This window comes from Nocardioides zeae (genome assembly GCF_030818655.1).
GTDB lineage: Bacteria > Actinomycetota > Actinomycetes > Propionibacteriales > Nocardioidaceae > Nocardioides > Nocardioides zeae_A.
Map to the genome: position 1 here is coordinate 2721535 of NZ_JAUTAN010000001.1, position 22892 is coordinate 2744426.

The window sequence follows — 22892 nt, forward strand, 5'->3', positions numbered from 1 at the left end:
CCGCGAGCATGAGGCAGCTGCGCACGGGCTCGCCGTCGAGCAGCACGGTGCAGGCGCCGCAGACGCCGTGCTCGCAGCCGACGTGGGTGCCGGTCAGCCCCAGGTCCTGGCGCAGCGCGTCGCACAGGGTGCGGCGCACCGGCAGCTCGACGCGGCGGGGCATCCCGTTGACGCGGAGCCGCACCTCGAGGTGCTGCTCGCCGACGTCCGTGTGGTCCGTGCTCGTCATGCCCGTGCTCCTTCGGTCGTCGTGATCGCGCGCGCCGCGGCCTCACGGGTCAGGCGCTTCGTCAGCACCGACGCGAGGTGGCGGCGGAAGTCGGCGCTTGCGTGCAGGTCGCCCGGCGGGTCGATCCGGTCGCGCACCCAGTCGCCGAGGACGGCATGGTCCACCTCGTCGTACGCGGTGCCGCGCACTACCTCGGTCAGGTCGAGCACCTCGGGGACGTCGTTGACGGAGACCAGCGAGAGCTTCAGCGAGACGTACTGCTCCGCCTCGTCGAGCACCGCCACGACACCGGCGCCGCACATGGCGTAGTCGCCGTGGCGGCGGCAGATCTCGTCGAAGGCGGTGCCGAAGCGTCCCGGGGGCGCCGGGAAGTACGCCGCGACCGCCAGCTCGTCGTAGCCGAGGCACGACTCCATGGGGCCGACGAAGAAGTCGGCCGCGTCGATGGTGCGCTCGCCACGGACGGAGCGCGCGACGACGTGCCCGCCGAGGAGGGCGAGCACGGTCGGCATCTCCGCCGAGGGGTCGGCGTGGGCGAGGCTGCCCACGGTGGTGCCGCGGTTGCGGATCGTCGGGTGGGCGACGTGTCGCAGCGCCTGGCCGACGAGGGGCACGCTCGCGGCGGCGGCCTCGTCACGCTCGAGGCGGGCATGGCGCACGAGGGCGCCGATGCGGACCCCGGCGTCGTCCACCTCCAGCGCCGACAGCTCGTCGGTCAGCCGGTTGATGTCGACGAGGTGGGCCGGCGAGGCCAGGCGCATGGCCATGACCGGCACCAGGCTCTGGCCTCCTGCCAGCACCTTCGCGTCCGTGCTGTGCTCCGCGAGCACGTCGAGAGCCTCGGCCACGGTGCGGGGTGCGTGGTAGGTGAACTTCGGGGTCTTCATGGTCTCCCTGTCCGGTGAGGGAGGCCTGCACCCTCCTGCAGGCCTCCCCGTGTCCGTGCGGTGTCCGGCTGAGGGCCGGTGGCGACGCTCAGCGGGCGACGGGTCCGTCCGCCGGGCCGCCGGTCGGGCCGGGGGTGCCGGCCGTCGCGCCGTGGGCGTCGTCGCCCAGCCAGTCGGCGGGGGCGAAGGGCTTGACGGCGTGGTAGGCCACGATCGTCACGATGGTGCCGAGCGCGATGCCGGCGATGGAGAAGTTGTCGGTGAACTTGAGCGCCACGTCGCCGATGCCGATGACGAGGCCGGCGGCGAGCGGCACCAGGTTGAGCGGGCTGCCGAACGAGACCTTGTTGTCCACCCAGATCTTCGCACCCAGCAGGCCGATCATGCCGTAGAGCACCACGGTGATGCCGCCGAGCACGCCGCTCGGGACGGCCGAGACGAGCGCTCCGAACTTCGGCGAGAAGCCGAAGAGGATGGCGACGACGGCCGCGACGTAGTAGGCCGCCGTCGAGTAGACGCGGGTGGCGGCCATGACACCGATGTTCTCGGCGTAGGTCGTGGTCGGCGAGCCGCCGACGAAGCTGGCGAGCGCGGTGCCCGCGCCGTCACCCATGAAGGCCCGGCCCATGTAGGGGTTGAGGTCGCGCTTGGTCATCTCCTGCACGGCCTTGACGTGGCCCGCGTTCTCGGCGACGAGCGCGATGACGCCCGGGATGACGAGCAGGATGAAGGTGGCGCTGAAGGTCGGCAGGTGCGCGCCCGAGAGCACGCTGCCGTCGGCGAGCGTGATGCTCTTCGGGAAACCGATCCACTCGGCGGCACCCACGGCCGAGAAGTTGATGCGGTCGGCCTCGGAGCCGTCCGCCGCCGTGATCGGACCGGAGACCGTGTCGAGGAACCACGAGAACGCGGTGCCGAAGATGAGGCCCAGGAGCACCGCGATGCGCGAGATGAAGCCGCGCACCACGACCGAGACGACGATGACGAAGACCATCGTGGCCAGCGCGGTCCACTGGTCGGCCGGCCAGTAGAGGTCGGCCACGACCGGCGCGAGGTTGAAGCCGATGAGCATGACGACGGCACCGGTGACGGCCGGCGGCAGGATCTTGTCGATCATCCGCCCGCCGACGAAGTGCACCAGCACACCGATGAGGAAGAGGATGACGCCGGCCACGAGGATCGCACCGGTGACGTCGGAGCTCTCGCCGCCCTGCGCGCGGATCGCACCGGCGGCCGCGACGAACGCGGCGCTGGTGCCCAGGTAGGACGGGATCTTGTCGTTGACGATCAGCAGGAACAGGATCGTCGCGATGCCGGACATGAGCACCGCGAGCTGCGGGTTGAGGCCCATGATGACCGGGAAGACGAACGTGGCGCCGAACATCGCGACCACGTGCTGCGCACCGAGGCCGATGGTCCGGGGCCACGACAGGCGCTGGTCCGGCGCGACGACCCCGCCCGGAGGCGGCGTGCCACCGTCCCCGTAGAGCGTCCACTTCAATGCCATCGCAGTCTCCTCTCAAGGGCGGCACGTCCCGCGTGCCCTGGTGCCGTGCTGCCCGAGCATCGGACCGACGTGTGGCCTCGACCACACGCGGTCCGCTGAGCCTACGGAGACGTCACCGTCCGCTACATCATCGACTTCTGCCAGCGTCACCGCTCCCACGTTGTGCACTTCTGGCTACAGGGACACGTTGCGGCAACACCTCGCTCACCGACCTCAGCGAGAGCGCCTGCAGCGCTACCGCGATGTTGAGCCGCAGGTGCGCGTCGGTCGTGAACGGGCCGATCATCCGCTCCAGCTTGGTGATCCGGTAGCGCAGGGTGTTGTAGTGGAAGAGCAGGTGCCGCGCCGTCTCCGCCACGTTGAGGTTGTGGTCGAGCAGCGCCTGCAACGTCGTGCGCAGGTCCTCGCTCTCCGCGTCGTCGGAGGCGAGCTCGCCGAGGGTGTCCGCGACGAAGCCGGCCAGCTCCCCGGGGTCGGAGACGAGGCTGAGCAGCCGGTGGATGCCGAGGGAGTCGAACTCGACGACCGCGCCCGGCCCCTGCAGCCACCGTCCGACCCGGACGGCGCTCCGCGCCTGCTCGTACGCCGCGGGCAGGTGGCCCACGTCGGTGAAGACGCGCGAGAGGCCGGTGCAGAAGGTCCGTCGGCCACCGCCCCCGTCGCCGGCGACGCGCGTCACGAAGGGCCGCACGAGGTCGCGCACGTCGCCGCCCCGGCCGGGGTCGATGCCGAGGACGACCACGACCTCCCCGCCGAGGCTGACGACGGCGGCGCCGGGGTCGGCCGAGCGGACGACGGAGCGCCAGGCGGCGAAGAAGCGGTCCTGCGGGGGCGCGGCGCCGGCCGCGGGCCGGAAGGGCGGCGGCGGGTCGTCGTGCTGGGCCACCAGCACGACGGCGGGCTGCCCGAAGCGCCACCCCAGCATCGCGGCGTGGGCGACCACCTCCTCGGGGTCGCCGGCCCGGCCGGCCAGCACGTCGCGCAGGAAGTCGCCCTCGTACTTGCTCTCGACCGCCGCCAGCTCCCGCTGCTTCGTGATGCTCAGCGCCATGACCGTGGCGGCGCGGCGCAGCGCGTGTTCGTCGGCCGGCTCGAGGGTGCGACGCGTGGCCGTCGCGACGAGGCGGCCGTGGTCCTGACGTCCGGCGACCACGGGCACGACGATGCGCTGCGGGGGGCCGTCGCTGAACCCGTAGGCCAGCGTCTCCACCCGCACCCGTCCGGTGGGGTCGCGCTCGAGGCCGTCGTCCTCCCCGATCCCCTCGGGGCCGTGGGCGGCGCGGCCGGGCTCGGTGCGGTCGGTCTCCACCAGCACCCGCCCGTCGGCGGTCGTCACGAGCACCCGCGCCCCGACGAGCCGGGACACGTGGTCGGCGACCTCGGCGAGCCCCTCCCCCGCGGTGATCCGCTGGAGCAGCTCGTGGTGGAGGTGCTCGGAGCGGGCGAGCAGCACGCTCTGCCGGTTGAGCACCTCGGAGAGCACGACGGACAGCACGTCGTCGAAGCCGAGGTCGGGCAGCGTGAGCACGGGGAACGAGCGGCGCTCGGCCTCCGCGAGCACGCTCGCGGGGAGCTCGTCGACGTAGCGACCGAGCTTGATGCCGAGGCCCGCCGCGCCGCGCTCGTCGAGCTCGACGACGAGGTCGACCAGCTGCTCGGGGTCCTCCCGGAGCGGGTAGCCGGTCGTGAGCAGCAGCTCCTGCTCCCGCATCCAGGGCCCGATGTCGGGCACCTCCATGACGTTGAGGCGCTCGATCCGGCGCCGCAGCCCGGCGGCCCCCGCGACGCAGGTCGTGCCCGCCAGCTCCGGCAGCTCGAGCATCTGGGCGACGGAGATGCCGTAGCCCCAGGACTCCTGCACCGGGCGATCGAAGATCATGGGCGACACTTGTCCAGAGTCGCCGTGATCCTTGGCACTTTCGTACATGGGGGGACCGTACCCGCTCCGACTAGCGTCCGTGCGGTGACCTCCGCAGCGGACGCCGACCTCGCGCTGGGCGCCCGCGTGGCCGCCCGACCGCGGGAGCTGCGGGTCGCGCTCACGGCCCGCGCCGCGGCGTACCTCGTCGACGCCGGCACGGGCCAGCCCGTCTGTGCGCTCGTCGACCACGACGCCGTCGTCGTGCCCGACGCGGTGCGCCTCCCGCGCGGTGTCGCGTGGGAGCAGGTGCTCGCGGCCCGCTCCACCCACCCGATCCTGCTCGGCGACGGCGCCCTGCGCTGCGACGACGTGGTCGTGCCGGTCCGCGCGCACACCGACAGCCGGCTCCGGACCACCGGGCTGGACGCCGCGGACCCCGCGACGGCGGCCCGACGCCTGGCCGCGGCCCGGGACCGCGTCACCGCCCGGACCGCGGCCACCCACGCCCCCTGGCCGGCCGTGGACCACACCTGGACGGGCGGTCTCGCCACCCCGGCCGCCCTGGCCCTCGACGCACCGACGCTCATCGGACGCGGCCCCGGCCTGACGCCCACCGGTGACGACCTGTGCTCCGGCGTGCTGCTCGTGCACCGGCTGCTCGGCACGCCGGGCACCGACGCCGCGGCCGCCGTCGTGCTCGACCTGGCCCGCACCCGCACCACCACGGCGTCCCGCCTGCTGCTCGCCGCCGCGGCCGAGGGGCGCGCGACCCCCGCCGTACGGCGCGTGCTCACCACCCTGCTCGCCCCCGGTCCCGAGGTCCCCGAGGTCACCGGCGCCCTCGGGGACCTCGACCACCACGTCGCCGCCCTGCTGGCCCTCGGCCACACCTCGGGCGCCGACCTGGCCGACGGGATCCGCGACGGCCTGCTCGCGGTCGCCGGGTCTCGCTCCCTCCCCTCCCCCGTGCCGTCCACCGAGAGGAACTGCGCATGAGCGCCACTGGTACCGACGTCCACCACGTCGAGGTCCGACGGGGCCGGTACGTCGACTCCGTCTCCCTGATGCAGGTCTCCGCGACCGTCGCGGGGACGCCCGGCGTCCACAAGGCCCAGGTCGCGATGGCGACCGAGCTCAACCTGGACGTGCTGACCGGCATGGGGTTCGAGATCCCCGCCGACGCGGGCCCGAACGACATGGTCGTCGCCGTCTCCGCCGAGAGCGACGACGCCGTCGCGGCCGCCCTGGCCGTCATGGAGGACGCCGTCGCGTCCATCGGCCGCGGCGGGGGCTCCGGCGACACCTTCGGCGGCGAGCCCGCCCCGCGCACCACCCGCTGGGCGGTCGAGCGCAGCGGCGCCCCGCTCGCGGTCGTCTCCGTGCCGGGCGAGCACGCGTTCGCCGAGGCCATGGGCGCCCTCGACGCGGGCAGCTCCGTGCTCGTCTTCAGCGACAACGTGCCGCTCGAGCACGAGGTGCTCCTCAAGCGCACCGCGGCCGACCGCGGCCTGCTCGTCATGGGCCCCGACTGCGGCACGGCCATCGTCGGCGGCGTGGGCCTCGGCTTCGCCAACGTCGTGCGCCGCGGTCCGGTCGGCGTCGCCGCCGCGTCGGGCACCGGCGCCCAGCAGTTCACCAGCCTGCTCCACACCGCGGGCGTCGGCGTCTCCCACTGCCTCGGCCTGGGCGGGCGCGACCTGTCCGAGGCCGTCGGCGGCCTCTCCGCCCGCGCGGCTCTCGCCGCGCTCGACGCGGACCCGGCCACCGAGGTCATCGTCGTCGTCTCGAAGCCGCCGCACCCGGCGGTCGCGGCCGACCTGCAGGAGTACGCCGCGACGCTCGCCACCCCCGTGCACCTGGTGCTGCTCGGGGCGGGCCAGCCGACCATCACGGCCGGCGTCGAGAAGGTGCTCGCCGAGCTCGGCGTCGACCGTCCCGCCTGGCCCACGTGGGGCGTGCCCGACGAGGCGCCCCGGGTCAGCGGTGCCCTGCGCGGCCTCTTCGCGGGCGGCACGCTCTGCGACGAGTCGATGCTCATCGCCGCCGAGACCCTCGGCGACATCCGCTCCAACATCCCGCTGCGGCCCGAGCTGGCCCTCCCGGCCGGCCTCGAGCACGACGGCCACCTGATGATCGACTTCGGCGACGACACCCTCACCCAGGGCCGTCCCCACCCGATGATCGACCCGGGCCTGCGTCTCGCGCGGCTCGAGAAGGAGGCGGCCGACCCCGCCACCAGCGTCGTGCTCCTCGACGTGGTGCTCGGCCACGGGGCGCACGCCGACCCGGCGGGCGACCTGGCGCCGGCGGTGGCCGCGGCGCGCCGTACCGCCGCCGACGCGGGCCGCGAGCTCGCCGTCGTCATCTCCCTGTGCGGCACCGACGCCGACCCGCAGGGTCTCGAGGCCCAGGCCGCCGCCCTCGCGGCGGCCGGCGCCTCCGTCTTCTCGTCCAACGCCGCGGCGACCCGCTACGCGGTCGCCCTCGTCTCCGGAGGCCAGCGATGAACACCCTCGACCTTCTCGACGGCACGCCGTCCGTCGTCGGCACCGGCGTCGCCCTCTTCTCCGACGCCCTGCGCGCGCAGGGCGTCGACGTCACCGACGTCGACTGGACCCCGCCGCCCGCCGGCACCTCCGCCGCGCTGGCGCGCGTGCTCGCCGACCCGCGTCGCGTCGAGGCGAACAGGCTCGCCGCCGAGCGCATGCTCGCCGCGGGCGCGGAGCTCGTCGACGTGCGCCTGGCGAGCGAGGCGCTCGACCTCCAGCCCGGGCACTTCCTGCACGCCGGTCCCCCCATCACCTGGGAGCGCGCCTCCGGACCGCTCCGGGGCGCGCTCATCGGCGCGGTGCTCTTCGAGGGCCTCGCGAGCGGTCCCGAGGAGGCCGAGCGCAAGCTCGCCGCGGGCACCTTCACCTGGGAGCCCTGCCACCACCGCGGCGCGGTCGGCCCGATGGCCGGTGTCGTCAGCCCGTCGATGTGGGTCTTCGAGCTCACCGACCCCTCCAGCGGCCGCACGTCGTGGTGCTCGCTCAACGAGGGCCTCGGCAAGGTGCTGCGGTACGGCGCGTACAGCGAGGAGGTCGTCACCCGCCTCCGCTGGATGAGCGAGGTGCTCGGCCCCGCCCTGCAGAGCGGTGTGCGCCGCGCCCGCGACCGCGGCGCCGAGCTCGACATGCTGGCGATCGTCGCGCAGATGGTGCAGATGGGCGACGAGGGCCACAACCGCAACCGCGCCGGCACGCTCATGTTCATGCGCGACCTGCTGCCCGACATCCTCGAGGCCGGCGTGGACCCGCTGCGCCTGGCGGAGGTCGTGCGGTTCATCGGCGGCAACGACCACTTCGCCCTCAACCTCGTCATGCCGACCTGCAAGCTCATCACGAGCGCCGCCGCCGACATCCCGGGCTCGACCGTCGTCACGGTCATGGCCCGCAACGGCACGGACTTCGGCATCCAGGTCTCGGGCACCGGCCAGCAGTGGTTCACCGGCCCGGCGCAGACGCCGAACGGCATGTTCCTCGGCGACTACGGCCCCGACGACGCCAACCCCGACATCGGCGACTCGGCCATCACCGAGACCGCCGGCATCGGTGGCTTCGCGATGGCGGCGGCCCCGGCGATCGTGCGGTTCATCGGCGGCGAGGTCGGCGACGCGCTGACCGCGACGCGGCTGATGTACCAGATCACCACCGCCGAGAACCAGCGCCTCGGCGTGCCGATCCTCGACTTCCGCGGCACGCCCACGGGCATCGACGTGACCAAGGTGCTGGGCTCCGGCGTGCTCCCGCAGATCAACACCGGCATGGCCGGTCGCGTCGCGGGCGTCGGCCAGGTCGGCGCCGGTCTCGTGACCCCGCCGATGGAGTGCTTCGAGGGCGCCGTCCAGGCGCTGGCGGCTGCCGCACCGACGCTCGGGTGAGCCGCGCCGGGCGCCTCGCGGTCGTCGCCGCCTTGGTGGCGGTGGCCGCGAGCACCCGGTCGCCCCTGACCTCGGTGCCGCCCCTCGTGGGCGAGCTCCAGGACGCGCTCGGCCTCAGCAGCGTCGCCGTCGGGCTGCTGACCGCGCTCCCCGTGCTCTGCATGGGGGTGCTGGCACCGGCGGCGACGCTGCTCGCGGCACGTCTCGGTCTCGAGCGCGCACTGGCGGTGGGAGCCGTCGCGATCGCCGTCGGCGTGGCCGTGCGCCCGTGGGGTCCCGCGGCGGTGCTCGTCGGCGGCACGCTCGTCGCCGGGGCCGGCATCGCCGTCGTCGGTGCGCTCCTGCCGGGCGCCGTGAAGCGCCACTTCCCGCGGCGGCCCGGTGCCATGACGGGCGCCTACATGGCCGCGATGATGACGACGGCCGCGTTGGCCGCCGCCCTCGCCGTACCGCTCGCCGACGCCGTCGGCTGGCGCCTCGCCCTCGGGACCTGGGCGGTGCCCGCGGCCGTCGCGGCCGTCTGGTGGGTGGTGCGGGCAGGGCGCCGCCCCGTGCCCGTGCGCGCCGCGGACGCCACGCCGGCCCCGGCCCGGCTGCCGTGGCGGAGCCCGGCCGCGTGGCTGGTCACGGGCTACCTCACCACCAGCTCGATCATGTTCTACGCGCTCCTCGCCTGGATCGCGCCGTCCTACACCGACCGCGGCTGGGACGAGGGCGCCGCCGGCCTGCTCCTCGCCGGCTTCAGCGCGGCGCAGCTGGCCTCCGCCCTCGCCGTACCGCTCGTCGTCGACCGGGTGCGCGACCGCCGGGCCCTGTACGCCGCGGCCGGCGCCGTCAACGCGGTCGCCCTCACCGCGCTCGTTGTGGCGCCCGAGTCGGTGCCGTGGGCGATCGTGCTGCTCCTCGGGTTCGGCAACGGGGCCGCCTTCACGCTGGGGCTGACGCAGCTCGTGGAGCACGCCGGCACCGCCCACGACTCGGCGCGGCTCGCGGGGATGGCGTTCCTCGTGTCGTACGGCGTCGCCGCCGGCGGCCCGACGGGGGTCGGGGCGCTGCACGACGCGCTCGGGTCGTGGACCGTGCCGTTCCTCCTGCTGGCCGTGGCGGCCGTCGCGCAGGTGGTGGTCGGCGCCCTGCTCGGGCCGGAGCGGCGGGTGGCGGCGTAGGCCGGGGCGGCTGCTGTAGCTCGGGCGCCCGGAATGTGCGGCTGCGACACCCCGGATCGACGCGGACGTGTCCCACCTGCACATTTCGCAGAGCCGCTCGGGCGCGTCCGGCGCGGACGGCCCGAGAAGAAAACGCGGACGGGCTCGGGCCGGCGGAGGAAAACGCGGACCCGGCCCTCGGTTGGATCGGTCCAGACGGCCCTTTGGCTGCCCGCCGTCCGCGTTTTCTTCGCCCGGTCCGGTCCGGTCCGGTCCGAGCTCGCCCCGACCTGGCCCCGGCCGGCCCGGAAATGTGCAGCTGGGACAGTCCGGATGGCCTCAGGCCTGTCCCAGCCGCACATTTGGAGCGCCCGCGAGGGCGGCGACCGTCACCACGAGACCCAGCGCGACGACGCCGGCCCGCAGCCTCACCCGACCCCCGGCGGATCGGCCCGCAGCAGGCCCGCGTGGATCGGTCCCTCGAGCTCCGTCAACGGCCGTCCGGTCCCACCCCGGTGCAGCCCGACGATCTCCGCCGCGATCGACACCGCTGTCTCCTCGGGCGTCCGCGCGCCGAGGTCGAGCCCGATCGGCGACCGCAGCCGGGCGAGCTCGGCGTCCGTGACCCCCACCTCGCGGAGCCGGTCGAGCCGGTCGCGGTGGGTGCGCCGGGAGCCCATCGCCCCGACGTACGCCGCGGGGCCCCGCAGCGCGACCTCCAGCAGCGGCACGTCGAACTTGGGGTCGTGCGTCAGCACGCAGAGCACGGTGCGCTCGTCGGTCGTGGTGCCGGCGAGGTAGCGGTGCGGCCAGTCGACGACGACCTCGTCGGCCTCGGGGAACCGGGCCGGCGTCGCGAACAGCGGCCGCGCGTCGCAGACCGTCACGTGGTAGCCGAGCACCTTCCCGATCCGCACGGTCGCCCGCGCGAAGTCGATGGCGCCGAACACGATCATCCGCGGCGTCGGCGCGAAGACCTCGACGAGCACGGTGACGTCGTCCTCGAGCAGCTCGCCGCGGGGGCCGGTGCGCAGTGTCCGGGTCTCACCGACGCCCAGCAGGGCCCGGGCCTCGGCCGCGACGACGGCGTCGAGCGACGGGTTGCCGAGCGATCCGGAGGCCTCCGTCTCCCACACGGCGAGTCGAGCACCGAGGGGGGCGGGCCCGTCGACGATCGTCGCCAGCGCAACCGGTCGCTCGGCGGAGATGCTGTCCGCCACCGCCTCGAAGAGCCCGAAGGCCTCGGCGTCGACCGGCGCGACGAGCACGTCGAGGATCCCGCCGCAGGTCAGCCCGACCGCGGCCGCGTCGTCGTCGGACACCCCGAAGCGCTGGAAGACGGGCTCGCCGGAGTCGATGACGTCCCGGCCCAGCTCGTAGACCGCGCCCTCGACGCACCCGCCCGACACCGACCCGACGACCGTGCCGTCGGGTCCGACGGCCATCGTCGCGCCCGCCGGCCGCGGGGCGCTGCGCCACGTGGCCGCGACCGTCCCGAGCGCGAACCGCTCCCCCGCGGCCCACCAGGCCCGGGCCGCCTCCAGCACCTCACGCACGTCGTCCTCCGGCGATCTCGTCGGTCAGCGCCTCGAGCGCGGCGACGCTGTGCCCGTCGACGAAGGCGTCGACGTGCGGCAGCGCGGCCACCAGCCCGGCGGTCCGCGGCGCGAAGCCGGGACGGGCGCGGTTCGGGTTGGCCCACACGACCCGGTGGGCGAGGCGGTGCAGCTGCTCCATCTGCTCGCCGAGCAGCGTCGCGTCCCCGCGCTCCCAGCCGTCGGAGACGACGACCACGACCGCGCCCCGCGCCGTACCCCGTCGTCCCCACCGGTCGAGGAACACCGCCAGGCCCTCCCCGAGCCGGGTGCCACCGCTCCAGTCGACGACGCGCCGGGCCACCTCGTCGGTGCTGCGCTGCGGGTCGGACGAACGGAACGCGCGGGTCAGGCACGTCAGCCGGGTGCCGAGCGAGAACACCTCCGCGTCCGGCTGGCTCCGCACGAGCGCGTGGGCGAAGAGCAGGTAGGTCTCGGCGTAGCGCCGCATCGACCCGGAGACGTCGAGGAGCACGACCGTACGGCGGGGACGCGGCCGCCGCTGCCGGCGCGGCCAGTGCACGGGGTCGCCGCCGGTGCGGACCGCCTCGCGCACGACCCGGCGCAGGTCGACCCGGCCGTGGTGACCGGGACGGGTACGCCGCGACCGGCGGTACGCCGGCCGGTGGGCCATCCGCTCCAGCAGGTGGGCGACCAAGGCGCGGTCCCCCGCGTCGAGCGCGGCCACGTCGCGCTGGCGCAGCACCTCCAGCCGGCTGGCCGTCGGGGGCGCGCTGGCGACCTCCACGTCGCCGGCGTCCGCCTGGTCACCGGGCACGGGGACGTCCCGGTAGGTCGGGAGGGTGACCCCGCGGCGTACGTCGCCGGCCCACTCCGCCCGGTCGAACCACAGCGCGAAGACCTCGTCGAACACCGTCAGGTCGTCGGGGCGGGCGCAGAGGGTGAGCCGCGCGGCCCAGTACGTCGCGCCCCGGCTCGGCTCGCCGTCCTCCGTCGCCGCGAGCGCGGCGAGCGCGACGACGGCCGCCCGCGCACCGCCGACCGGGACGTCGACGCCCGCGCGGCGCAGGGCGTCGGCCAGGCCGGTCAGCTCGACGGTCAGGTCGGGGCCGGCGGCGGGGCCGGCGGCGGGCGCCAGGCTCACGCCGGCTCCGCGAGGAGCTCGGCGAGGTGGGCGGCGACGCGCTGCTGGTCCTCGCGGTACTTGAGCACGGCGCCGAGCGTGCGCGCCGCGGCGGCGGGCTCGACGGTGGTGGCACCGAGGGCCGCCAGGGTGCGCGCCCAGTCGATCGACTCGGCCACGCCCGGGGCCTTGAGCAGGTCCTCGTCGCGGAGCCGGGCGACGACCCGGGCGACACCCGCGGCCAGGGCCGCGTCGGCCTCGGGCACCGAGCGGCGCACGATCTCGGTCTCCCGCTCGAGGTCGGGGTGCTCGACCCAGTGGTAGTAGCAGCGGCGCTTGAGCGCGTCGTGCACCTCGCGGGTGCGGTTGCTGGTGACGACGACGAGGGGCGGCACCTCGGCGGTGACGGTGCCGTACTCCGGGATCGTCACCGCGAAGTCGCTCAGCAGCTCCAGCAGGAAGGCCTCGAACTCGTCGTCGGCGCGGTCGAGCTCGTCGACCAGCAGCACGCTCGGCGCCTCCAGCGAGCGCAGCAGCGGACGCGGCAGGAGGAACCGTCGGCTCCACAGGTCGTGCTCGAGCGCGTCGGCGTCGACACCGCCGGCCGCCTCGAGCGCGCGGACGTGGAGGAGCTGGCGCGGGTGGTCCCAGTCGTAGAGCGCCGCCGAGGCGTCGATGCCCTCGTAGCACTGCAACCGCACGAGGTCGCGTCCGAGCACCTGCGCGAGCGCCGTCGCCAGCGAGGTCTTGCCGACCCCCGGCTCGCCCTCGAGCAGCAGCGGGCGGGAGGTGCGCCAGGCCAGCCACGCGGCGGTCGCCGTGCCCTCGTCCGCGAGGTACCCCACCCGCGCGAGGTCGTCGACCAGTGCCGCCACGGACTCGGGTCCCTGCACGTGCCGCCTCCTCCGCTCGGGCCGCTCGGGCCGCCGGCCGCCCTCCCGGACGACCAGAGGGGCCAGCCTAGGCACGCACCGCGCCGTACGGCAGGGCGGAGGGGTGCCGAAGCGCACCGCCGCGGCTTGGCGGGTTGTGCCAACCCCGCCCCTCCTCCCTCGGGTCGTGGTGTGAGCCCACGGATTTCCGCAGGCGTCGCACCACGACCCGGCGGGGTGGATTGGCAGATGTAACGAACAGAGTGGGCACCTGACGAAGAATCGACCGTTTTACGGCCAACTTTGACGAAGCCCCGGTCACGAGCGGCGCGGTTCAATGCTCCGAACGCACCAACGAACCTGGAGGCTGCATGAGCGCCACGCGTCGCATCCGCATCGGCATCGACACCGGTGGGACCTTCACCGACGTCGTCGCCGTCGACGAGGAGACCGGCGAGCTCGTCACGACGAAGACGCCCTCGACCCCGGCGAACCCCGCCGACGGGTTCCTCAACGGCATCGACAAGGTCCTCGGCCTGCTCGGCCTCGAGGGCGACGCCGTGACGGCCGTCAGCCACGGCACCACCGTGGCGACCAACAAACTGCTCGAGGAGAAGGTCGAGAACCTCGGGTTCATCACGACCGAGGGCTACGGCCACCTGCTCGAGATCGCCCGCCAGTCCGTGCCGGACGGCTACGGCAATTCGTACTTCTGGGTCAAGCCCGACCGGATCGTGCCGGTCGACCTGGTGCGCACGGTCGGCGGCCGCCTCGCGGTCGACGGCTCCGAGGTGCGCCCGCTGGTCGAGGCCGACGTCGTCGCCGCGGCCCGCTACTTCCGCGCCCGGGGCGTCACCACCATCGGCGTCTCGTTCCTCAACTCCTACGCCAACCCGGAGCACGAGGAGGCGGCGCTCGCGATCCTGCAGCGCGAGTACCCCGAGGCCGACTACTCGCTGTCCTCGCAGGTGCTGCGGGAGTACCGCGAGTACGAGCGCAGCGTCACCACGCTCGTCGACGCCGCGGTGAAGCCCAACATCCGGGCCTACGTCAACAACATCACCGAGCGCCTCAACTCGTTCATCGCCGGCGCCGAGAGCAGCGACGAGACCGAGCACCGCGAGGTGCCCTTCTACGTGATGAAGTCCAACGGCGGCGTGCTCTCCGCCGAGGAGGTCGTGCGGCAGCCGATCACCACGGTCCTCTCCGGCCCGGCGGCCGGTGCCCTGGGCGCCGCGGTCATCGCGCAGCGCGCGGGCTTCGATAGCGTGCTGACCTGCGACGGCGGCGGTACGTCCACGGACGTCACCGTCGTCATCGACGGCCACCCGGCGCTCACCACCGAGGGCACCGTCGGGCCGTACCCCAGCAAGATCCCCATGATCGACGTCGTCACCGTGGGTGCCGGCGGCGGCTCCATCGCCTGGATCAGCCCCGAGGGCATGCTCAAGGTCGGCCCCCAGTCGGCCGGTGCCGACCCAGGCCCGCTCTGCTACCGCAAGGGCGGCCAGGAGCCCACGATCACCGACGCCCACGTGCTGCTCGGCCGGATCCCTCCCCACCTGCTCGGTGGCGAGATCCCCCTCGACGTCGACGCCGCGCGCGCCGGCATCGAGGACATCGCGGGCAAGCTCGGCCTGGGCGTGGAGGAGGCCGCGGACGGCATCCTCGAGATCTCGGCCTGGAACCAGGCCAACGCGCTGCGCCAGGTGACGGTCAAGCGGGGACTCGACGCCCGCGACTTCCGCATGGTCACCTTCGGTGGCTCCGGCTCGCTGCTGGCGTGCCGCCTCGTCGACATCCTCGGCCTGCAGGGCGTCATCGTGCCGCTCAACCCGGGCAACACCTCCGCCTACGGCCTGCTCACCGTGGACGTGCGCAACGACTACGTGCGCACGGCGATCACGAAGCACGACGACCTCGACCGCGAGCGCGTGTCGGGCCTGCTCGACGAGCTCGCCCGCGACGCCGACGAGGCGCTGGCCCGCGAGGGCTTCGAGCCCGCCGAGCGCCAGTTCCAGCGCACCGCCGACCTGCGCTACGTCGGCCAGGCCTTCGAGGTGCGGGTCCCCGTGCCGGACGGCCCGGTGGACGACAGCCTCGTCGAGGCCGTCGCCGACGCCTTCCACGCCGAGCACCGCAAGCTCTACGGCTACGACTTCCGCGGCGACGCCACCCAGCCCGTCGAGTGGGTCAACCTGCGCGTCTCGGGCATCGGCCCGATCCGCAAGCCCGAGCTGCGCGAGATCGCCGACGGCACCGGCTCCGAGGGCGCCGTCACCGGCACCCGCCGCGTCTACTTCGACCAGTGGTACGACGCGCCCGTCGTCGCCCGCGCCAGCCTCGGTGCCGGCGACGTCGTGACCGGCCCGGCGATCGTGGAGGAGTTCAGCTCCACCGTCCCGCTGCACCCCGGCTTCGTCGCCGAGGTCGACCGCTTCGGCAACCTCCTCATCACCCGCAAGGAGAACCTCTCGTGACCAGCGACGTCCTCAGCACCCCCGAGAGCGACACCGCGACCGTGGTGGGCGTGCGCGCCCCCGGTGGCGACGCGCCGTACCGGCTCACGGACGGCGTCGACGTCGACCCCGTCGTCGTCGAGATCGTCGAGGGCTACCTGGCCTCCGTCGAGCAGGAGGTCGAGACCTCCATCGGCCGCACCAGCCGGTCGCCGATGATCCGCGACGCGCACGACTACCGCGCGGGCATCCACGACAAGCACGCCCGCAAGCTGACGGGGCGCTCCTACTCGGCGCTCGTGCAGCCGGTCATCCGCGACTACCCGGTCGAGACGATGAAGCCCGGCGACGTCTTCTTCCACAACGACGTCTACATGTCGGAGGGCGGCATCGGCCACCTCCCCGACCTGTGCATCACGGCGCCCGTCTTCCACGACTCGGGCGACGGCCCCGATGTCGTCGCGTTCGTGCAGGCCTTCGGCCACCACGACGACATCGGCGGCTCGGTGCCCGGCTCCATGCCGAGCACCGCGACCAGCGTGTTCGAGGAGGGCCTCATGGTCCCCCCGATCAAGCTGTGGGACGGCGGCGTGCCCAACGAGGCGGCGCTCAAGATCATGACCCGCAACTCGCGGATGCCCGACTCGCTGGCCGCCGACCTCGACGCCGAGTGCTCGGCCTGCCTGCTCGGCGCCCGTCGCCTGACGGACCTGTTCGAGCGCTACGGCCGCGACCAGGTGTTCGCCGCGTTCGACGCGATCCTCGACAAGACCACGCAGACGTTCCGCCGCGAGATCCTCTCCAAGATCCCGACGGGCACGTTCGTGTGGGAGGACTACGCGGAGCAGGACGGCGTCGACGACCCGCGCCTGCACACGCAGCGCATCACGCTGACGAAGGAGGAGACGGGCGGGCCCGACAACGGCCCCCGCCTCATCATCGACTTCACCGGCACGGCGCCGCAGGCCAAGGGCCCGATCAACCACTGCGGCGACTACGCCGACGGCTCGTTCCTCAAGAAGTGGATCGCGCCCATCCTCCGCAACCTGGCGGACACCCCGGAGCGGATGGCGGAGCTCGACGTCAACGAGGGCATCACGCCCCTCATCGAGATGCGCTTCCCGCCGAAGGGCACCCTGCTGACGCCCGAGTTCCCGGCGCCGACCAACGCCCGCACGTTCGTCATCCTGCGCCTCCTCGGCGTGCTCGCCGGCGTGGTCGCCAAGGCCGTCGACGGGAAGATGCCCGCCGACCAGGAGACCATCCGCTACACGGGTGTCTACGGCAACGACCTCGAGGGCAACCCCTACCTCATGCGCGAGGTGCTGGGCGGCGGCTCGGGCGGCCGCTACTACGCCGACGGCGAGGACACGATCCACGTCGTGCCCGACTCGCGGAACCTGCCGACCGAGTTCACGGAGTCGCGCTTCCCGTTCCGCGTCGAGAGCCTCGGCCTCGCGCTCGACTCGGGCGGCGCGGGCCAGTTCCGCGGCGGCCTGGGCTACGAGAAGCAGATCCGCATGCTCGCGGACGCGCACTTCATGTCGATCGCCGACCGCTCGATCCTGTCGTGCTGGGGCGTCAAGGGCGGCAAGGCCGGCGCCCCGTTCCGGGTCACCATCGACCCGGACGGCCCCAACGAGCGCGAGGTCGACGCCCTCGTCGATGCCGTCGAGGTGAAGGCCGGCGAGGTCATCCGCATCCGCACGACGGGTGGCGGCGGCTGGGGCGACCCGCTCGACCGCGACCCGGCCCACGTGGCGCGCGACGTCTGGTGGCGCAAGGTGTCGGTCGCTGCCGCCGAGGCCGACTACGGCGTCGTGTTCGCCGGCGAGGTCGACCCCGACGGCACCGCGGCCCCGGAGGTCGACGTCGACGCGACCACCGCGCTGCGGGAGAAGGTGCGCTCGGAGCGCGACGCCGACGCGCCGTTCTTCGACCGCGGTCCCGGCTACGCCCGGTTGTCCGGCGGGGCCACGAGCTCGCCGTACGACTTCGTCTGAGCCGATGACCGACCCCCGCCCCACCCTGCGCGTGGCGGTCACCGGTGCGTCCGGCAAGACCGGCGCCGCCGTCGTGGCCGGCCTCCTCGAGGCCGGCCACGAGCCGGTGGCCCTGGTCCGCCGGCCCGAGGCCGCGGCGTCCCTGCGCGAGCAGGGCGCCGCGGCCCGCCTGGTCGACCTGGACGCCGGCCCCGACGCGATCGCCGCCGCGCTCGCCGACGTCGACGCGGTGCACCACGTGCCGCCCAACATGCACCCCGCCGAGGACGCGCTGACGGCGGACGTCGTGGCCGCCGCCGAACGGGCCGGCGTACGGCGCTTCGTCTTCCACTCGGTCCTGCAGCCCCACGTGCCGGCGATGCCGCACCACCTGCGCAAGGCCACCTCCGAGCTCACGGTGCGCTCCAGCTCCCTGCGGTGGACCGTGCTCCAGCCCGCCAGCTACGCCCAGAACGTGCTCCCCTTCTGGGACGCCGCGGTCGCGAGCGGCACCTACCGGGTCCCGTACGACGTCGCCCGGCCCTTCACGCCCGTCGACCTGGCCGACGTGGCGGGTGCCGTGGTGGCGGTCCTCGAGGACCCGGCCACGACCTACGGCACCTTCGAGCTCGCCGGCCCCGAGGTGCTCACCAGCGCCGACCTCGCTGCCGTGGTCGCGGAGCTGTCGGGCCGGCTCGTCGTGGCCGAGCGCCAGCCCGTCGCCGACTGGCGCGCCGCCGTCGACCCCGACGGCACCCGCCCGGACGTCGACGACCTCGTCGCGATGTTCGACCACTACGACGCGCACGGCCTCGTCGGCAGCCCGCTCGCGCTCGGGGTCCTGCTGGGCCGCACCCCCACCACGGTGCGCGACGCGCTCCGCCGCGACCTCGGCCTCGCACCGGCCTGATCCGTCGTCGGCACCGCCCCCCGACACCGACAGCAACGTCTGCCAACGAGGGCCGTCCACCTCGGGCATCCCTCGCCGTACCCCCGCGCTCTCGACACGCCTAGATTCGTTGCAGACGGCGAGAGCCAGATCACACGGATGGAGAACCACGTGCGCGCGCTCATCGCACTCGGCGGCAACGCCATGACGGCACCGGACGGCACGGCCACGGTGGAGGCCCAGCGGGAGGCCATCGGCACGGCCGCCGCGCGGATCGCCGAGCTGGTCGCCACGGGCACCGACGTCGTCGTCACCCACGGCAACGGCCCCCAGGTCGGCAACCTCCTCGTGAAGAACGAGCTCACCGCCCACGTCGTCCCGATGGTGCCGCTCGACTGGTGCGGCGCACAGACCCAGGGCACCCTCGGCTACACGCTGACGACCTGCCTCGACGCCGCGCTCACCGCCGAGGGCATCGAGCGCCGCGCGGCCGCCCTCGTGACCCGCACCGTCGTCGACGCCGACGACCCCGACTTCCTGCAGCCCAGCAAGCCGGTCGGCCGCTTCCTGCCCGAGGCCGAGGCGCAGCGCTTCGTCGCCGAGGGCCAGCACTGGCAGGACCGCGGCGAGAAGGGCTGGCGTCGCGTCGTGCCGTCGCCGCAGCCCCGCGAGATCGTCGACGCCCCCGCCGTGCTCGCGCTCGTCGAGGCCGGTTTCGTCGTGGTCGCCGCCGGCGGTGGCGGCATCCCGGTCGTGCGTGGCGAGGACGGCGCGCTCACCGGCGTCGAGGCCGTCATCGACAAGGACCTCGGGGCGGCCCTGCTGGGCCGGCTCGTGCACGCCGACGTGCTCGTCATCGCCACCGACGTCGACAACGCCGTCATCGGCTGGGGCACCCCCGACGCCCGCCCGCTCGGCCGCGTGACCGTGGGCGAGATGCGGGACATCGCCGCGGAGGGTCACTTCGCGTCCGGCAGCATGGGCCCCAAGGTCGAGGCCGCGCTGCGGTTCGCCGAGCAGGGCGGCTGCTCGATCATCACGTCGCTCGACCGCATCCGCGACGCCGTCGCCGCCGTCGCGGAGCACGTCCAGGGAGCCGGCGGCAGCGAGGACGGTGCCGAGCTCGTCGGCACCGTCATCGTGCCGGAGCCGGCTCCCGCCACCGTCTGACCCGCACCGACCCCCGGCCGCGACGCGGCCGGGGCCACCGAAGAGAGAGGTAACCGTCGTGCCCGACGCCATCGAGGTCCGCAAGGTCCCCATCAAGAACGTCTCGGACGCATCCGGACTCGCCGAGCTGATCGACGCCGGCACCATCGAGGCCGACCGCGTCATCGCCGTCATCGGCAAGACCGAGGGCAACGGCGGCGTGAACGACTACACCCGCATCATCGCCGACCGTGCCTTCCGCGAGGTGCTGCTGGAGAAGGGCTCGCGCCCCGAGTCCGAGGTCAAGCAGGTCCCGATCGTCTGGTCCGGCGGCACGGACGGCGTCATCTCGCCCCACGCCACGATCTTCGCGACCGTCCCCGAGGGCTCGGTCGAGAAGACCGACGACCTGCGCCTCACCGTCGGCTTCGCCATGAGCGAGGAGCTGCTGCCCGAGGACATCGGTCGCGTCGCGATGGTCGACAAGGTCGCCGCGGGCGTCCGCGTCGCCATGGAGCGCGCCGGCATCACCGACCCGGCCGACGTGCATTACGTGCAGACCAAGACGCCGCTGCTCACCATCCACACCATCCGCGATGCGAAGAGCCGCGGCAAGACGGTCTGGACCGAGCACACCCACGAGTCGATGGACCTGTCCAACGGCTGCACCGCGCTCGGCATCGCCGTCGCGCTCGGCGAGATCGAGCAGCCGACCGACGCCGACGTCATGCACAACCGCGACCTCTTCTCGTCCGTCGCGTCCTGCTCGTCGGGCGTCGAGCTCGACCAGGCGCAGATCGTCGTCGTGGGCAACGCCCGCGGCGTCGGTGGTCGCTACCGCATCGGCCACTCCGTCATGAACGACGCCCTCGACACCGACGGCATCTGGGCCGCCATCAAGGACGCCGGTCTCGACCTGCCGGAGCGTCCGCACACGTCCGACCTGGGCGGCCGCCTCGTCAACGTGTTCCTCAAGTGCGAGGTGTCGCAGGACGGCGAGGTCCGGGGACGCCGCAACGCGATGCTCGACGACTCCGACGTGCACTGGCACCGCCAGATCAAGAGCGCCGTCGGCGGCGTGACCGCCTCGGTCACCGGCGACCCGGCCGTGTTCGTCTCCGTGTCGGCGGCGCACCAGGGCCCCGACGGCGGCGGCCCCGTGGCCGCGATCGTGGACCTGGGCGAGGACCCCACCGGGTACCCCGCCCCCTGATCCGCCCCGCATCACTCACGCGACCACCCGTCCGGGTCACCGGGCGGGTGGTTGCGCGTTCCGGGGGAGGTGCCTGCATGCAGCACGCGGCCACCCGCCTGGGGCTTACCCGGCGGGTGGCCGCGTGATCTTGCTCGCCGGCCCGTCAGCCGCCTCTCGGCGAACGGCCGCTCGTAGCGGCAAATGGTGAGGCCCGGGGGCATGATCTCGGACCGACGCACCCTGACCAACGTGCGAGCTCGCCCGACAATTCCCGTCCTCCGGAGTCGTTCTTCGTGCTTCCAGGGGGGCACCGGAGGTGGGGCGGGGGACGGGGCAGTGGCCCTCGACCACCCCGGACGTCATGCGAACCGGAGGCCCCGCGCACCACTCCGCATGACGTCCCGGGGTACGGCGCGGGAACGGTCGCCGCTCACGCCCGGACCGGGAGCCCGATGGCCAGAAATGTGCGGCTGGGCCACGCCCGCTTCGATGCGGCCCGCACCAACCGCACAGTTGCGAGCCCCGGCGCGGCCCGACCGACGTCGTCGCCGCGGGTCCGGTCCGCCCGCACGCGCGCCGTACGTCGGGTGGCCCCGTCAGCTCGGACATGGCACGTCTGGTGCCCCCGGGTGCTGGTCCCGACCCACCCCGGACGCAGTCGTGGCCCCAGCGCACCGTTTTCCGGTGCGCTGGGGCCACGACTCGAAGGCCTGGGAACGGCTCAGAGCGCCCTGAGGATGTCCTCCACGCGGTCCTTCGCGTCACCGAAGAGCATCTGCGTGTTGTCGCGGAAGAACAGCGGGTTCTGCACGCCCGCGTAGCCCACCGCCATCGAGCGCTTGAACACGATGACGTCCTCCGCCTCCCAGACCGTCAGCACGGGCATGCCGGCGATGGGGCTCGTCGGGTCCTCGCTGGCGGCCGGGTTGACGGTGTCGTTGGCGCCGATGACGAGCACGACCGACGTCGACGGGAAGTCGTCGTTGATCTCGTCCATCTCCAGCACGATGTCGTAGGGCACCTTGGCCTCGGCCAGCAGCACGTTCATGTGCCCGGGCAGGCGGCCCGCCACGGGGTGGATGCCGAAGCGCACCTCGACGCCGCGCTCGCGGAGCTTCTTGGTGAGGTCGGCGACCGGGTACTGCGCCTGCGCGACCGCCATGCCGTAGCCCGGCGTGATGATGACGCTCGTCGCGGTCTTGAGCAGCTCGGCCACGCCCGCCGCGTCGATCTCGCGGTGCTCGCCGTAGTCGGTGTCGCCCGACGACGCCGCCTCGATGCCGAAGCCGCCCGCGATGACGGAGATGAACGAGCGGTTCATCGCCTTGCACATGATGTAGCTCAGGTAGGCACCCGAGGAGCCCACGAGCGCACCGGTCACGATGAGCAGGTCGTTGGAGAGCAGGAAGCCCGCCGCGGCCGCCGCCCAGCCCGAGTAGCTGTTGAGCATCGAGACGACCACCGGCATGTCGCCGCCGCCGATGGAGGCGACGAGGTGCCAGCCCAGCGCGAGCGCGACGACCGTGACCACGACGAGCAGCCACAGCTGGTTGTCCAGGACGTACCAGACCGTGAGCCCCACGAACGCCGCGAGCGCCCCGAGGTTGATCGCGTTCTTGCCCGGCAGCACGAGCGGGGCGGACTTGATCTTCGCGCTGAGCTTCAGGTACGCCACGATCGAGCCCGTGAAGGTGACCGCACCGATGAACACGCCGATGAAGACCTCGGCGCGGTGGATGTCCTCGAGGGCACCGACGTACGGCGGGTGCTCCAGGTGGCCGTTCCAGCCCACGAGCACGGCGGCGAGGCCGACGAACGAGTGCAGCAGCGCGATGAGCTCGGGCATGCCCGTCATCTCGACGATGCGGGCCCGCCAGAGGCCGATCGCAGCGCCGACGAGGACGGCCCCGACGAGGAGCACCACCCCGAGCGTCTCGGCACCGTCGACGGCGAGGGCGATGGTGGCGACGAGGGCGATCGTCATGCCGGCGATGCCGTAGCCCACGCCCGCCCGCGCCGTCTCGTGCTTGCTGAGCCCGGCCAGGCTGAGGATGAAGAGCAGGGCCGCGACGATGTACGCCGCGACGGAGATGTCCAGCAGGTTGTCGGTCACGTT

General features: G+C 73.8%; 16 protein-coding genes and 1 pseudogene. 9 read left to right on the top strand and 8 right to left on the bottom strand.

What is annotated here, in order from left to right; genetic code table 11:
- Window positions 1-64 precede the first annotated feature (64 nt).
- The 4 genes and pseudogenes from QE405_RS12950 to QE405_RS12965 all read right to left on the bottom strand — a co-directional run.
- Window positions 65-229: pseudogene (locus QE405_RS12950) on the bottom strand (hypothetical protein); the annotation flags it as partial.
- Window positions 226-1116, bottom strand: coding sequence for an FAD binding domain-containing protein (locus QE405_RS12955; RefSeq protein WP_307201356.1), 891 nt, complete (start codon window positions 1114-1116; stop codon window positions 226-228). The pseudogene QE405_RS12950 and the gene QE405_RS12955, both read right to left, overlap by 4 nt.
- A gap of 88 nt (window positions 1117-1204) precedes the next feature.
- Window positions 1205-2617: a uracil-xanthine permease family protein gene (locus QE405_RS12960; protein WP_373459491.1), complete on the bottom strand. Its 1413-nt coding sequence runs from the start codon at window positions 2615-2617 to the stop codon at window positions 1205-1207.
- Window positions 2618-2750: 133 nt separating this feature from the next.
- Complete coding sequence (locus tag QE405_RS12965) at window positions 2751-4502, bottom strand: PucR family transcriptional regulator (protein WP_307201360.1); 1752 nt, start codon at window positions 4500-4502, stop codon at window positions 2751-2753.
- Between the two features lie 84 nt (window positions 4503-4586).
- Between QE405_RS12965 and QE405_RS12970 the strand changes: the two genes are divergently transcribed.
- The 4 genes from QE405_RS12970 to QE405_RS12985 are packed head-to-tail and all read left to right on the top strand — an operon-like array spanning window position 4587 to window position 9572.
- Window positions 4587-5480: an oxamate carbamoyltransferase subunit AllH family protein gene (locus QE405_RS12970; RefSeq protein ID WP_307201362.1), complete on the top strand. Its 894-nt coding sequence runs from the start codon at window positions 4587-4589 to the stop codon at window positions 5478-5480.
- A complete protein-coding gene (locus QE405_RS12975) occupies window positions 5477-6991 on the top strand; it encodes an FdrA family protein (protein ID WP_307201364.1) in 1515 nt (504 codons plus the stop codon). Before QE405_RS12970 ends, QE405_RS12975 begins: the two co-directional genes overlap by 4 nt.
- Window positions 6988-8406, top strand: coding sequence for a YlbE family protein (locus tag QE405_RS12980; protein ID WP_307201366.1), 1419 nt, complete (start codon window positions 6988-6990; stop codon window positions 8404-8406). Before QE405_RS12975 ends, QE405_RS12980 begins: the two co-directional genes overlap by 4 nt.
- Window positions 8403-9572 carry an MFS transporter gene (locus QE405_RS12985; RefSeq protein ID WP_307201368.1) on the top strand — a complete coding sequence of 390 codons (1170 nt, stop codon included), beginning with the start codon at window positions 8403-8405 and terminating at the stop codon, window positions 9570-9572. The genes QE405_RS12980 and QE405_RS12985 overlap by 4 nt, the downstream gene beginning before the upstream one ends.
- Before the next feature lie 407 nt (window positions 9573-9979).
- Here the strand turns inward: QE405_RS12985 and QE405_RS12990 are convergent, their stop codons facing one another.
- From QE405_RS12990 to QE405_RS13000, 3 genes are read right to left on the bottom strand one after another with little or no spacing between them, the layout of a single operon-like run.
- Complete coding sequence (locus tag QE405_RS12990) at window positions 9980-11107, bottom strand: XdhC family protein (RefSeq protein ID WP_307201370.1); 1128 nt, start codon at window positions 11105-11107, stop codon at window positions 9980-9982.
- The gene (locus tag QE405_RS12995) at window positions 11100-12251 is read right to left on the bottom strand and encodes a vWA domain-containing protein (RefSeq protein ID WP_307201372.1); all 1152 of its coding nucleotides are present in this window, start codon (window positions 12249-12251) and stop codon (window positions 11100-11102) included. Before QE405_RS12995 ends, QE405_RS12990 begins: the two co-directional genes overlap by 8 nt.
- The gene (locus tag QE405_RS13000) at window positions 12248-13123 is read right to left on the bottom strand and encodes an AAA family ATPase (protein ID WP_307201374.1); all 876 of its coding nucleotides are present in this window, start codon (window positions 13121-13123) and stop codon (window positions 12248-12250) included. Before QE405_RS13000 ends, QE405_RS12995 begins: the two co-directional genes overlap by 4 nt.
- Before the next feature lie 350 nt (window positions 13124-13473).
- Between QE405_RS13000 and QE405_RS13005 the strand changes: the two genes are divergently transcribed.
- The 5 genes from QE405_RS13005 to QE405_RS13025 all read left to right on the top strand — a co-directional run bounded on the left by QE405_RS13005 (window position 13474) and on the right by QE405_RS13025 (window position 20794).
- Window positions 13474-15582 (top strand): hydantoinase/oxoprolinase family protein, encoded by a 2109-nt coding sequence (locus tag QE405_RS13005; RefSeq protein WP_307201377.1) that lies wholly within the window; start codon window positions 13474-13476, stop codon window positions 15580-15582.
- Complete coding sequence (locus QE405_RS13010; protein ID WP_307201378.1) at window positions 15579-17564, top strand: hydantoinase B/oxoprolinase family protein; 1986 nt, start codon at window positions 15579-15581, stop codon at window positions 17562-17564. Before QE405_RS13005 ends, QE405_RS13010 begins: the two co-directional genes overlap by 4 nt.
- 4 nt (window positions 17565-17568) lie before the next feature.
- Window positions 17569-18453 carry an SDR family oxidoreductase gene (locus tag QE405_RS13015; RefSeq protein WP_307201380.1) on the top strand — a complete coding sequence of 295 codons (885 nt, stop codon included), beginning with the start codon at window positions 17569-17571 and terminating at the stop codon, window positions 18451-18453.
- A gap of 150 nt (window positions 18454-18603) precedes the next feature.
- Entirely contained in the window at window positions 18604-19602 is a 999-nt protein-coding gene (locus tag QE405_RS13020) for a carbamate kinase (RefSeq protein ID WP_307201382.1), read from the top strand.
- Window positions 19603-19660: 58 nt separating this feature from the next.
- Complete coding sequence (locus QE405_RS13025) at window positions 19661-20794, top strand: ring-opening amidohydrolase (protein WP_307201384.1); 1134 nt, start codon at window positions 19661-19663, stop codon at window positions 20792-20794.
- Between the two features lie 703 nt (window positions 20795-21497).
- On the opposite strand, the gene pntB is transcribed toward QE405_RS13025, so the two are convergent.
- On the bottom strand, window positions 21498-22889 hold the full coding sequence (gene pntB / locus QE405_RS13030; protein WP_307201386.1) for a Re/Si-specific NAD(P)(+) transhydrogenase subunit beta: 1392 nt from the start codon (window positions 22887-22889) through the stop codon (window positions 21498-21500).
- Window positions 22890-22892 lie beyond the last annotated feature (3 nt).